General features: G+C 59.0%; 10 protein-coding genes. 3 read left to right on the forward strand and 7 right to left on the reverse strand.

Features of this window, described 5'->3' with window-relative positions; all coding sequences use genetic code 11:
- Window positions 1-59: 59 nt before the first annotated feature.
- The 6 genes from rsmA to QSK43_RS10060 all read right to left on the reverse strand — a co-directional run bounded on the left by rsmA (window position 60) and on the right by QSK43_RS10060 (window position 7,814).
- A complete protein-coding gene (rsmA, locus tag QSK43_RS10035; RefSeq protein WP_332303367.1) occupies window positions 60-890 on the reverse strand; it encodes a 16S rRNA (adenine(1518)-N(6)/adenine(1519)-N(6))-dimethyltransferase RsmA in 831 nt (276 codons plus the stop codon).
- Complete coding sequence (pdxA, locus tag QSK43_RS10040; RefSeq protein ID WP_332303368.1) at window positions 890-1,912, reverse strand: 4-hydroxythreonine-4-phosphate dehydrogenase PdxA; 1,023 nt, start codon at window positions 1,910-1,912, stop codon at window positions 890-892. Before pdxA ends, rsmA begins: the two co-directional genes overlap by 1 nt.
- 20 nt (window positions 1,913-1,932) lie before the next feature.
- On the reverse strand, window positions 1,933-2,880 hold the full coding sequence (locus QSK43_RS10045; protein WP_045016881.1) for a SurA N-terminal domain-containing protein: 948 nt from the start codon (window positions 2,878-2,880) through the stop codon (window positions 1,933-1,935).
- 298 nt (window positions 2,881-3,178) lie between these two features.
- Window positions 3,179-5,560 (reverse strand): LPS-assembly protein LptD, encoded by a 2,382-nt coding sequence (locus QSK43_RS10050; protein ID WP_332303369.1) that lies wholly within the window; start codon window positions 5,558-5,560, stop codon window positions 3,179-3,181.
- A complete protein-coding gene (gene lptG, locus QSK43_RS10055; RefSeq protein WP_332303370.1) occupies window positions 5,560-6,648 on the reverse strand; it encodes an LPS export ABC transporter permease LptG in 1,089 nt (362 codons plus the stop codon). The genes QSK43_RS10050 and lptG overlap by 1 nt, the downstream gene beginning before the upstream one ends.
- A complete protein-coding gene (locus QSK43_RS10060) occupies window positions 6,645-7,814 on the reverse strand; it encodes an LptF/LptG family permease (RefSeq protein WP_332303371.1) in 1,170 nt (389 codons plus the stop codon). Before QSK43_RS10060 ends, lptG begins: the two co-directional genes overlap by 4 nt.
- A 314-nt stretch (window positions 7,815-8,128) precedes the next feature.
- Here QSK43_RS10060 and QSK43_RS10065 point away from each other — a divergent pair, with 314 nt between their 5' ends.
- Window positions 8,129-9,622, forward strand: a complete 1,494-nt coding sequence (locus QSK43_RS10065; RefSeq protein WP_332303563.1) for a leucyl aminopeptidase — start codon at window positions 8,129-8,131, stop codon at window positions 9,620-9,622.
- A 26-nt stretch (window positions 9,623-9,648) separates the two neighbouring features.
- The gene (locus QSK43_RS10070; RefSeq protein WP_045016875.1) at window positions 9,649-10,098 is read left to right on the forward strand and encodes a DNA polymerase III subunit chi; all 450 of its coding nucleotides are present in this window, start codon (window positions 9,649-9,651) and stop codon (window positions 10,096-10,098) included.
- A gap of 115 nt (window positions 10,099-10,213) precedes the next feature.
- Here the strand turns inward: QSK43_RS10070 and QSK43_RS10075 are convergent, their stop codons facing one another.
- On the reverse strand, window positions 10,214-11,140 hold the full coding sequence (locus tag QSK43_RS10075; protein ID WP_332303372.1) for a Gfo/Idh/MocA family protein: 927 nt from the start codon (window positions 11,138-11,140) through the stop codon (window positions 10,214-10,216).
- A gap of 309 nt (window positions 11,141-11,449) precedes the next feature.
- Here QSK43_RS10075 and QSK43_RS10080 point away from each other — a divergent pair, with 309 nt between their 5' ends.
- Window positions 11,450-12,661 carry a GGDEF domain-containing protein gene (locus QSK43_RS10080; protein ID WP_332303373.1) on the forward strand — a complete coding sequence of 404 codons (1,212 nt, stop codon included), beginning with the start codon at window positions 11,450-11,452 and terminating at the stop codon, window positions 12,659-12,661.
- Window positions 12,662-12,748: the final 87 nt, after the last annotated feature.

Here is a 12,748-nt window from a genome sequence, read left to right on the forward strand (position 1 = left end):
TATGAATATGCTAGGGAGCGTTTTCGTAACAATCAACGGAAGTCTTCAGGTCCAGCGATTTACAGGCAATTGGCCAGCGTCACGAATTCCTCGACCGAGAGCGTTTCCGCCCGTCGCGTCGCGTCGATGCCCGCCTTTTCCAGCAAAGCTTCGCCGCCGAGGCTCTTCACGCTCTGGCGCAGCATCTTGCGGCGCTGGCCGAAGGCGGCTTCCGTTACCTTTTCGAGCCTGGAGGCATCGCAGGGCAACGGCTTTTCCCTCGGCAGCAGGTGCACGACGGTCGAGGTCACTTTCGGTGGCGGGCTGAAGGCCTGCGGCGGAACGTCGAAGGCCATTTCCGCGACCGTGCGCCAGCCGGTGAGAACGCCGAGGCGACCGTAATGGTTGTCGCCTTCTTCCGCCACGATGCGCTGGCCGACTTCCTTCTGGAACATCAGCGTCATCGAGAGCCAGAAAGGCGGCCATTCTTTCGGCAGCAGCCAGTTGACCAGCAATTGCGTGCCGACATTGTAGGGCAGGTTGGCGATGATCCGCACAGGCTCGCCGGCCGGAACCAGAGCCTCGAAATCGGTCTTCAACGCATCGCCCTCGATGACTTCGAGACGTCCGGGATAATGCGCTTCGATTTCCGCCAGCGCCGGCAGGCAGCGGTTGTCGCGCTCAATGGCTATGACCTTCTTGGCGCCGAGCGAAAGAATGGCGCGGGTAAGGCCACCGGGACCGGGGCCGACCTCGATCACCGTGACGCCTTCGAGCGGCCCGGCTGTTCTGGCGATCTTCTGGGTGAGGTTGAGATCGAACAGGAAATTCTGCCCGAGCGACTTCTTCGCATCGAGCCCGTGGCGCTGGATGACATCGCGCAGCGGCGGCAGTCCGTCTATAGCGGCCATTATGCGCTGACCTTGCTGCGGAGGGAAATCTCCGCCGCCATCTTCAGCGCCGCGACAAGGCTCGTCTCGCTGGCGATGCCCTGGCCGGCAATGCCGAAAGCGGTGCCGTGGTCGGGCGAGGTGCGGATGAAAGGCAGGCCGAGCGTGACATTGACGGAATCATCGAAGCCGAGCGCCTTGGCCGGGATCAGCGCCTGATCGTGATACATGCAGACGGCGACATCATAGCGCCTGCGGGCGGCATCGTGGAACATCGTATCGGCGGGCAGGGGACCGAAGGCGTCGATCCCGTCTTTCCGCAACCGCATGGTTGCCGGGTGAACCACGTCGCGGTCCTCGATCCCGAGCGCGCCGTCTTCACCCGCATGCGGATTAAGCCCGGCAACAGCCAGACGCGGCGCCTCAATGCCGAATTTCTGCCGGAGATCCGCATCGATGATGCGGCAGGTCGCAACGATCAGCTCTTCCGTCAGTGCCGCCGGCACGTCTTTCAGGGGAATATGGATCGTCACCGGCACGACACGGACCCTGGGCCCGGCAATCATCATCACCGGCGTTATCTGCTTGCCGGTCAGGCGCAAGGCCAGATCGGCGAGAAATTCCGTGTGGCCGGGGAAACCGAAGCCCGCTTCGTAAAGCACGGATTTCGCAATCGGATTGGTGACGACGGCGGAGGCCTTGCCCTCGACAGTCAAGGCAACGGCGGTTTCGATCGCCTTGATCGTCGCATGGGCGGCTCCGACATGTGGCTGGCCCGCCTGAACCTCAAACCCAACGGGAAGGGGAAGGACGGGAAAAGCACGGTCGAACAGGCCGACGGCATCCGCCGGATTGCAGGTCTCGATATTGACCGGGATACCGATCAGCGCCGCACGGCTCGCCACCACATCGGGATCGCCGATGAAGATGAAGGGCGCTACGCCGTTCTCCCGGCGCTTGGCCCAGGCGGCGATGGCGATATCGGGGCCGATACCGGCTGGGTCTCCCTGTGTCAGGGCAAGCGGCAGGGATGCATGTGTCACGGAAAGGCCGGGCTCTCGTATCAGGTGTTGACGATCTGCGCCTTCTTGCGCAGTTCATCCATATATTTCTTTTCGTTGGGGTTCTCGCCGTCCTTGGCCTTCATCAGGTCTTCGGACTTGAACACCATTTCCGCCGCATAGTCGTCCGAAACCTGACGCTGCTTGCAGATCGCCAGATATTCGACGCCCTTCTCGGTCACGCGCGTGCCGGTGGTGCCGCCTTCCTTGGTCTTTTCCACCAGCGCCTTCCAGTCATCCGGCAGCTCAGGCGCGAGCATCCGTCCAAGATCCTTGATCGCCACGTCGCGCATGGTCGCGGCGAAGGTCATGGCCTGCTCGCAGCCGGGATAACGCTTGCGCGAGGCTTCAGCCTCGGCCTTGCGCTTGCCGGTAATGGCGTTGCGCTTCGATTCGGGGATGACGAAGATCACCTGCTGCAGGAAATATTCCGTCACGACCGGCTTGTCGCCGCGCTCTTTCAGGCGGGTGACGAGATCCTGCGTCGACATTTTGCCGCGCGCGCCGTAACGGGCGTTCACGAGACGCGGCCAGCTCATCTGCACGGCGATGAAGGATTTGAAATGGTCCGCACCGACACCGGCCTTGGAAAGGACCTGCGACAGCTGCTCCGGTTTCATCTTGTTGTTGCCGGCAAAGCGCGCGAAAGCCGCATCGACCTCTTCGGTGCTGACAGACATTTTCACCCGGCCGATTTCCTCGCGTTTCAGCGCCTCGTCGACCAGCTGCTCACGCGCCTTTTCGTTGAGATTGCCCGACTGGCGCTGCAACTTCAGAAAGGCGACACGCTTTGCAATATCGTCATTGGTGATGGGGGTCTTGTTGACGACGATCTTGACCGTGCTGTCGGCGAGGGCCTGGCCGGTATAGGGCAGAACGGCCATGGGAACGGCGAATATCGCAAAGGCGAACGCAGCGCCACGCAAAGCCGTCTTTCCGAAATTCATCATATCCTTCTCCCTTTCGTCGGGCAGGGTCCTGTTCCCCGTCCCGGCAATCTGTTCTGTCTGGCGATGGGGAGTAATTCCGCACCCTTGGTCTTTCAGACCCACATTTGTCCATCCGCACCGCGAATTTGCCACGTATATATCATCGCGATCTGCAAAACGGCAATGTCGGTCTGTTGAAAGAAAACCCGATACGGTTTTACACCGGCAGGACACTGGCGCGATGTTGCGGCAAAACCGTGACTTTTACTGTTCGAATAGCAAAAAGGCAGGCCGTGATGCTGTGGGCCTGCCTTTAAACTCAGTAATTGTTTGGCTTCCAGCCGATATCCATGTCGGCCCAGTCCTCGTTTGCAGAACCGACGCTGACATCGCCGAGCGTACGGAACGCCAGTCGGGCATTGACCGACCAGTCATTGGCGGCCTGGCGGCTGGAATTGATATTGCCCTCGTCGGAATAGCTGACCGTCAAGATCGTGCATTCATCCTGATAGGCGATGCCAATACGGCGCTCGGCGGCAAATTTTCCGTTCAGATCGTAGTTGATCGAGCCGAACAGCGACCAGTTGTCGTCCATGCGCAGCGAACCGGAGGCCTGAACGATATCGCGGTCTTCGTTATAGCCGTATTTCGGCTGTTCCTTGACCTGCGTATAGCTGAGCTTGCCCGTGATGCGGCGATCCGAATAGCTGATGCCCGTTTCCGACCGGTTGATGTCGAAATCGTCCTTGTCGAGACGGATGCTGGACGAAAGCGACAGGCCGATCGGTGCATCGAAAGCAGCCATGGCGACGTAATCCGAACGGTCGGATTCGAGGCCGGAATCGGCGCCGGCATTGACGAGATCGTAGGAGGCGAAAGAGTTGTCGCCCGCCAGATGGAACGACTGGCCGGCAACGGCGCGAATGCCGTAGCCATTGTCGAACGTGCCGTTATAGCGGAAGCCGATATTCGCGCGTGTGCCGCCCTCGATCCGGTCGAAACCGGAGAACTTGTCGCGCTCGAACAGATTGGTCGCATCGAACACGAAAGCCTGCGCATCCTCGTTGGGGAAACGACCGGCATATTGCTCGTTCGGACGCACGAATATCTGCGCGATCGGCTCGATCACATGGCTGCTGTTCAGCGCCGTGAAGAGCCAAGGGTAACGCACTTCGATCCCGCCTGTCACCATGCCGCGCAACGTCGCATCGTCACGCATCATGCCGTCATAGGCATAGGAAGTGCCACCCGAGGTGAAGCTTGCCGGAGACATGTCCGTCCAGAGCGCGTCGCCGCGCGCCGCAAGGATCGGTGTGATCTGCAGGCCGCTGTCCATCGTGAAGGTGCGCTTCCACTCGGCTTCGGTGGAAAGACGCGTATAGTCGCCTTCAAGTCCGTTGAAGCGGGGATAGCCGCCCATCGCATAGGAATCCTGCGTCACGCGGGTGATGCTGGTGAAGTTGGTCGTCAGCGAAAGTTCGCCGCCATAAATCGGATCCGGCACGAAGTAGCGGTAATCCATCACCGGATGGACGATCGCCTGCTTGCGTTCCTTGAGTTCGGAATTGTCCGTATCCTGAACGTTGAAATAATAACCGCGGGCATCGAAGCTGTTTCGCTCGCCCATGCCGCTCAGATAGATCTGGTTGGTCTGGACGTCGTTTTTATAGCCCTTCAGATTATAGGTGCGCGAAAAGTTGTTGTCCGTCTGCACCATAGCGTCCCAGCCGAACGCCCAACGCGGATTGATGCTGAAGTTGCCCTTGCTCGCGATCATGCCGCGCTCGTCGTTCAGCGCGTCGCTGGTGCCAGCGGTAAACGTATCGGAGGATTGCTGGCTGATGCCGGCAATCGTCAGCGTATGCATGCCGGTCTCGAAGCGCTGACGCAATTCCGCCTGCAGAAGCAGACCCTGCGTCGTGTAATAGGTCGGCGTGACTGTTACATCCGACGTGTCGGAAAGAACCTGGAAATAGGGTACGCCGATGCCGAAACCGAGATTGCTGGTAATGCTCATCTGCGGGAACAGGAAACCCGACTTCCGCTTTACCGTATTATCAGGAACCGTCAGGAACGGCACATAAGCGATCGAATGGCCGAAAAGCTGCAGACGCGCTTTTTCGAGCCGGATCGTATGGGTCTTTCCGTCCTGAATGACGCGCTCCGCCTTCACCTGCCACAGCGGCGCCTTTTCGGGGCGCTCGGCGCAGGGCAAACAGGCGGTATAGACGCCGTTGTTGAGGACCATCCGGTCGCCTTCGAGCCGTTCGGCGCTCTCGCCCGCAATGCGGGTATTGTCCGGGGTCTCGACGCGCAGCGCATTGACGAAGCCCTGACCGAAATCGTCGGTGACATCCATCTCGTCGGCATAAATCTTGTTGCCGCCTGGCTCTATCAGTTCGATATTGCCATGGGCGATCACGCGGCCGGTCTGCTGATTATATTCCACTTGCTGGGCCACCATGCGGTAGCCCGAATAATGCATGCGAACCACGCCCTTCGCGATGACGCGCTGGGCGTCGCGATTATAGGTCAGTTCATTTGCCGTAAGCAGGAGTTTCGAATCGTCTTGGCTTCCGGGCGCAAGCAAGCCATCCTGGCCGAAAGCGACCGGGCTGGATGCCAAATATGCGCACACAGCGGCACCTGTCAGAAGGGCCGTCCAAAGCCGCCTGATATTCCCGCGGTCATATACCGCCACTAGCCGTCCTCCTGATGAAGCAGAATGGTTGCCCCCAAAGCCAACGCCACGACGACTGGAACCCAGACCGCGACGGTGGGAGGGACAACACCACCACTCCCGAATGCCCTTACGAGCACGGTTACTACATAAAGCACGAAGCCGGAAACGATTCCACCCAGAATCACGGAGCGTGATTGGGCGAAGCGGCTGAACTTTAATGAAACGGTCGCGGCGATCAAGGTCATCGCAACCAGAAGCAGGGGCGTCGATAGCAGGAAATGATACTGCGTCTCAAGCGCTTTTGAAGACAGTCCAAAAGACTTTGCAACTTCGATCTTGTGGGAAAGATCAAAGAAAGCAACGGTTTCCGTCTGCGTCATACGTTCCTGGACGAATTCTCGTCTCAGATTGGTACTGATCCGCGTGCTCTCTTGCCGAACTGGCACATGTCCGGCGCGGGTTTCCGTAACCCCGTTAAGAAGCCAGTAACCATCTTCCAACTTTGCCGACTTCGCGTCCTGCCGCGAGACGATGTTTCCGTCCTTGTCGAGGTGGATCAGAACCACGTCGAGAAGCAGCCTGCCATTGTCCTCGAAGCTCTTGGCGCCGATGATCGTATCCTGGCCGCCGCTTGATTGGCGCATCCACGGAATGATGTCCTGCTGACGGCCGCCGCTGCCTTCGTTGCGCCAGCCGGCCTCCATCGACAGCGACCGGTTCTGGCCCCATGCCGCGATAGGGTTGAGGATGACGACGGACAGGATGCCGAGAATGACCGCTCCGAAGACGAAGGGAAGGATGAATTGCCAGGCGGAGACGCCCGCTGCGCGCGTGACAACCAGCTCGTAACGCCGGTTGAGCGATATGAGCGTCGTCATGCCGACGAAGAGGGCAATGAAGGGAACGGTCTGCTGCAGGATCAGCGGCAGGCGAAGCGCGGTCAGGCCGAGCGCGCCCGGCACCGAATAGCCCGGCACGCCGGACATGCGCCGCGCCGTCTCGCTGAAATCGGCGAGATAGATGATCGACGACACGCCGAGCAGGAACCAGATGGCCGTGATCAGGTATCGTTTGAGGAAATACCGGGCGAGGGTGTTGAAAATCATGTGTTGCCGCTCCCGGTGCTGCGCGCCAGCCGGCTGGAGAAAACACGGCGTATCCGGCCTGCCGCATCCGCGATGGCATTCGGCATTCTCGGCTTGCGGCCGGTGAGCAGAAAGAGGGCGGCAGCGCCGCCGCTGAGACCCGGCACGGCATAGACCAGCGGAATGAATGCAGCGCTCTGCTTGACCTGATTGGTGACGTAAAAACCGAGCCAGCGCAGCATGAACGCCGTCACAAGTGCTGCGACCATCGGATGCATGCGCGCTTCGCGATGCGAGCGCGCGTCGGCGGCGATGACCAGCGAGATCAGCGCAAAGGAGAAGGCGAACATCCAGTCCGAGAGGCGCTTGTGCAACTCGCTGCGGAAGCTCTCCGGAGACCGCTTGTAGCTCGCATTGTTCTCATCGGGCGAGAGAAGGAAACCGAGGCTGGCATCGCCCGGAGAAAGCGACGGTTCGGAATCCTGCTTTTCCGACATGGTCGAAAGGTCGAAAGCGTAGGACAGGAACTTGACCACCGATACCTTGCCATCGGGCGTCTTCTGCTGCACCTCGCCGTCGCGCATGGTCAGCGACGTGCCGCTTTCATCGATCATGCCTTCCTTGGCGTAATAGATGAGATCGAAATTCGGATCGCGGCGGTCGGCGACGAACAGGCCCTTGAGGATACGGCCCTGCCGCTGGGCGATCTGCACGTAAAGGCCGTCCTGAACGGCGCGGAAGGTCTTTTCCTCGATCACCGAGGACAGGAGGTCGGCATAGGCCGCCGCCACCATCTGTCGGGCCGAGTTGCGGGCAGGCGGCTCGATGAAGTTGGTGATGGTGAAGGAAAACGCGCTCAGAACCGCGGCCAGAATGAGAACCGGGCGAAACATGATCGAACGGGGCGATCCGGCCGCGTCGATGATGGCGAGTTCCGAATCGTTGTTCATCGCCGTGAATGTCTGGGTGATGCCGATGACGAGGGCGAAAGGCAGGACGACAGGGATCAGCGTCGGCAGGATCATCGTGGCGAGCGCCATGAAGGAGCCCATCGACTGGCCGGTATCGGTGACGAGATTGATTCTCTGGAGAACCTGGATGGTCCAGATGATGGCCAGCACCGGCAGCAGCGCGACCAGAAACATCTGCGTTGTCCGCCGCAGGATATAGTTCTCGAGAAGCTTCATACTGCCCTTGTCGACATTGTTTTTCCGCGTGGTAGCCCGCCGGATTTCAGCCTATCTAATCGCATCGTTTGCAATTGGCTATTCCGGCTCGCTCACAAATATGTTTTGCGCGACGATTTTTCCACTGCCTGTGTCTTTTTGTGGAACAAGCTGTCGGTTTCATGACGCAGCTGAGCATTCCGCAAAAATACCTTTCCTTTAAAGAATATGGCCCTTTAAAGAATGCAGACTTTAAAAAATGTAGGGTTGCGCCGGGGGCCGAAAAGGCCATGATCGTGCGCATCATGCAAGTCGTCCACGAAGAGCAGGAAAACATGTCCGCCAAATTCGATATTTCTTTCGCCAATTCCGCCTCGCTTGAAAATGCCCTTGCCGTTGTGCTGCAAGCCTCGGGTGAGGCGCAGGCCGCAGCCGGTCAATCGGAGGCCGATCCGGACGGCGTGATTGCCAGGGCGGCAAAGATTTCGGGCTTTTCCGCAAAGTCGATGGCAACGCTCGACGTGATCGCGCCGCAGGGTTCCAGCGCCGACAGGCTGCTCGTCATCGGTCTCGGCAAGCCGGCGAAACTCAACGCTCATGACTGGCTGCGCGCCGGCGGCACCGCCGCCGCCAATTTCAGGAAGGCGGACAAGGTCGCCGTCTACCTCGATGCTCCGGGCGTCGATGTCGGCGCGCAGGCCGCTGCGGATTTTGCGCTTGGCCTTCTGCTGCGCGCCTACAGCTTCGATACCTACAAGACCAAGAAGAAATCCGACGACGAAAAGTCGCCGAAGAAAGTCGAGGTCGTTATCGTCACGGCAGCCCATCAGGAAGCGGAGAAAGCCTTTGCCGTCTCCGAGGCTGTGGCGGGCGGCGTTATTCTGGCGCGCGACCTCGTCAACCTGCCGCCGAACGTTCTCGGCCCCGTTGAATTTGCCGGAAAGGCCGATGAGCTGAAGAAGCTCGGTGTCGAGGTCGAAATTCTCGGTGAGAAGGAGTTGAAGAAGCTCGGCATGAATGCGCTTCTCGGCGTGGCGCAGGGTTCTGCACGTCCGCCCCGGCTTGCGGTGATGCAGTGGAATGGCGGCTCCAAGAAGGATGAGCCGATCGCCTTTGTCGGCAAGGGCGTCGTGTTCGATACCGGCGGCATTTCGCTGAAGCCGGGCCTCAGCATGGAGGACATGAAGGGCGATATGGGCGGGGCTGCGGCCGTGACCGGCCTCATGCATACGCTTGCCGCCCGCAAGGCGAAAGCCAACGTCATCGGCGTCATCGGTCTGGTGGAGAACATGCCTGATGGCAATGCCCAGCGTCCGGGCGACATCGTCACCTCCATGTCCGGTCAGACCATCGAGATCATCAATACCGACGCCGAAGGCCGGCTGGTTCTGGCTGATGCGCTCTGGTACACCAAGGAACGCTTCAGCCCGAAATTCATGATCAACCTCGCCACCTTGACGGGAGCGATCACGGTTGCGCTCGGCAATCTTCAGGCCGGTCTTTTCTCCAATGACGACGAGCTGGCCGCGCGTCTTTCGCAGGCGGGTGACGTGACGGCCGAAAAGCTGTGGCGCATGCCGCTCGGCAAGGATTACGACAAGATCATCGATTCCAAGTTTGCCGACATGAAGAACAGCTCCGGCCGTCTGGCGGGCTCCGTCACCGCCGCGCAGTTCCTCAAGCGTTTCGTGGGCGAGACACCGTGGGCGCATCTCGATATCGCCGGCACTGCCATGGGATCGCCGCTGACCGAGATCAACCAGTCCTGGGGATCGGGCTACGGTGTGCGGTTGCTGAACGAACTCGTTCGCGCCCATTACGAAGATTGACGCGACCGGAGCTTAAAAGTCTGCGGATGACTGAAATTCTGTTCTACCATCTGACGGAATCGAAGCTGGAGGATGCGCTGCCGCCTTTGCTCGAAAAATCGCTGGAACGCGGCTGGAAGGTCGCGATCCAGACGGTGGACGAGGAGCGGCGCGATTTTCTCGATGCGCATCTGTGGACCTTTCGTGACGACAGTTTTCTGCCGCACGCTACGGACACCTCCTCTGCGCCGCAGAGCCAACCGATTCTTTTGACCGCGTCGGATGCGAACGGCAACGAGGCCAATGTCCGCTTTCTGGTCGATGGCGCCGAACCACCGGCGGTGGAAGGCTATGAGCGCATCGTATTCATGTTCGACGGATATGACGCCTACCAGCTCGAAATGGCGCGAAATCACTGGAAAAGGCTGAAGACCGAAGGTCATGCTCTGACCTATTGGCAGCAATCGCCGGAAGGCCGCTGGCAGAAGAAGGCCTGATCGCGGCCAGCCAGCAGATATTGCCTGTGGGCAAAGGCCCAAACAAATAAGGGCGCGGCTGTTTCGTCAGCCGCGCCCTTTTTGATGTAATTTCGCCGCAAAGCGTTTCGGTGTCTCAGTCGTAGAAGGAATCCACGAATTTGTGGCGGCCGAGCAGGAAGGCGTCGGCCACATGGGTCAGCGGCGCAAGATCGACATCCGAGCGGCCGGCCTTGATGATTTCCGCGAAACGCTCGTAAAGCGCCGGATATTCCCGCTCCGGCTCCGACAATGCCTGCTCGCCGTTGATCGACAGCTTCGCGCCGCCCTCCGAAAGCACCATCTGTCCGGCCGCCGTTTCGGCAACGATATCCCAGCTCTGCTTGCCGGTCTGGCGCCAGTCGAACTCGGCGTGCACGGGCATTTTCGTCACGTCGGAAAAATGCAGCTCGGCGGCGATCGGGGCGTCGCGGTTTTCCGGAAACTCGAGCGTCGCCTTGGTCAGGAACAGCGCGCGGGGCAGGATATGGGTGATGATGGACAGCGCGTTGATGCCCGGATCGAATACACCGAGACCGCCCGCCTGCCAGATCCATGCCTGGTTGGGGTGCCAGTGGCGCACATCCTCTTTCCAGATGACATGCACGCTGTCGATTTTTGTCGAGGCGAGAAACGCCTTTGCAGCTTCCACGCCAGGTGCATAACGCGAGTGCCAGCTTGCAAACAGCGAAAGACCCTTCGAATCCGCGAGGCGAACGAGATCCTGAACTTCCGAAAGCGTCGCGCCCGGCGGCTTTTCAAGGAAGACATGCTTGCCGGCATTCAGCGCCGCGTAAGCAGCCTCGTAACGGTATTGTGGCGGCATGCAAAGCGACACGGCGTCGATATCCTCTACCGCCTCCAGCATGGCCTCGATGGTGCTGTAAGAAGCGACGCCATCCACGGTGCCGTGGCGGCTGGCCGTGCAGATCAATTCGAAATCCGGATTGCCTGCGATGGCGGGAAGGTGCTGGTCGCGAACGATTTTGCCGACGCCGACGATGGCAAGCTTGGTGGCTGACATGGAGTGGAACCCGTTTAAGTGATGCGTGGGATAAAGTGTGATTTTACAAGTTTTTAGCAGAATCGCTCGAAGGAGCAAGGCGATCGTCCTTGCCGCCCCGTTCTTTTTTCGTGGTGCGCTACATCCTGATAGAACGTGGTGCGCCTGTTCCAGAATTGTGTAACGTTTGAATTTTACGAATATTTTCTGAAATTAAAAGCATTGTTTTTCGTAAATCAGTGGTTTTAATGGCGGAATTTTAAGTTATTATGGAGGAATATTGGATGTAACTTTAGGTTTTGCTTGATTTCGATTTTGAAGAGCAAGTGCATGGTAGTTTTACTTAAGGATGATCGTTCGTCTGGCTTCGTTCGGAAAATCAACGAAAGCAATCATCAATTCAATACATACGGTTTGATTTTCGGCGTCGCCGTCTACAATCTATATCTGTTCGTCGATACGAAACTGGTGCCGGAGATACTCTGGCTGGATGTGGTCGTCCGGTTGTTCGTCGTCACGCCGCTTTTGTTTCTTTATTTTCCCGCGCGCTATTATGCGGTGAAGGCGCGTCCGGATGCGATCGTGCATGAGGTTGTTCACGCGTTCGGTTGCATGCTTGTCGTTGCGTCGCTGATGTTCGTTTATGCCAAAGCGCAGACCTCGATGGCGAGCGAATATTACATGGGCATCGTCACCGTCATTCTTTATATGAACACGGTGCATCGCAAATCGTTTCTGCTCTCGGTCGTGGGAACGGTCGGTTGCCTGGGTGTTTTCATCGTCGGCATGCAATATGTGACGGTTACGAGCGAGGTGGCCAAGCTGCCGGCGATCATGTGCTCGGTCGGTGTCAGCATCGTTTCGCTGTTTGCGGCCTATCGCATCGAGCAGGTCGAACGGCGGGACTATCTGGCGTCGCTGCGCGAGAAGATGTTGCTGCAACGGATTCAAAACGCCAATCAGGAACTTCAGCAGCTTTCGAACACCGACCAGCTGACCGGGATTCGCAACCGCCGCAGCTTTGACGAGGCGGCACGCGAGGCTTCCGGCGGCAATGGCAGACCGCGGGCGCTTATCCTTGTCGATGTCGACTATTTCAAGAATTACAATGATTCAGAAGGGCATGTGGCTGGCGACGATTGCCTGCGCATGATCGCCGGCAAACTGCGCGGCGCGTTACGCAAGGATGACGACAGGAGTTTTGTCGCGCGCTACGGCGGCGAGGAATTCGTGGTTTTGCTCGACAATTGCGGCGTGTCCGCAGCGCTTGCCGTTGGTGAGAGGCTGAGACTGGCTGTGTCCGAGGAGGCCATAGCCCACCCGAACCGCCCTGACGGACGGACGATTGCCACAGTCAGTCTGGGCGTGGCGGTTTCCACCGACGGCAGGGAAATAATATACGAGATGTTGAACCAGGCCGACGTGGCGCTTTACGAAGCGAAGCGGCAGGGGCGCGACCGGCTGGTGCTTGCCTCCGGACATCCGGGAGCGCTCGCTGCTCCAACGGATATCGCCGGCGTCGAAGCCGCGTCTGCAATATAGGTCGGCCGGAACGGTTGGCGATGTGTCCTGCGTCAAAGCAGGATTTGTAAAGACCAGGCACCGGAACTCCGGTGCCTGAAAAATAAT

It is taken from the genome of Rhizobium sp. GR12, assembly GCF_036596185.1.
Classification (GTDB): Bacteria; Pseudomonadota; Alphaproteobacteria; order Rhizobiales; family Rhizobiaceae; genus Agrobacterium; species Agrobacterium nepotum.

Coding starts and splice junctions, on each gene's coding strand:
- QSK43_RS10060 (WP_332303371.1), bottom strand. CDS start 7,814: ATGAAGCTTCTCGAGAACTATATCCTGCGGCGGACAACGCAGATGTTT.
- QSK43_RS10075 (WP_332303372.1), bottom strand. CDS start 11,140: ATGTCAGCCACCAAGCTTGCCATCGTCGGCGTCGGCAAAATCGTTCGC.
- rsmA (WP_332303367.1), bottom strand. CDS start 890: ATGGCCGCTATAGACGGACTGCCGCCGCTGCGCGATGTCATCCAGCGC.
- QSK43_RS10065 (WP_332303563.1), top strand. CDS start 8,129: ATGTCCGCCAAATTCGATATTTCTTTCGCCAATTCCGCCTCGCTTGAA.
- QSK43_RS10080 (WP_332303373.1), top strand. CDS start 11,450: ATGGTAGTTTTACTTAAGGATGATCGTTCGTCTGGCTTCGTTCGGAAA.
- lptG (WP_332303370.1), bottom strand. CDS start 6,648: ATGATTTTCAACACCCTCGCCCGGTATTTCCTCAAACGATACCTGATC.
- QSK43_RS10070 (WP_045016875.1), top strand. CDS start 9,649: ATGACTGAAATTCTGTTCTACCATCTGACGGAATCGAAGCTGGAGGAT.
- QSK43_RS10045 (WP_045016881.1), bottom strand. CDS start 2,880: ATGATGAATTTCGGAAAGACGGCTTTGCGTGGCGCTGCGTTCGCCTTT.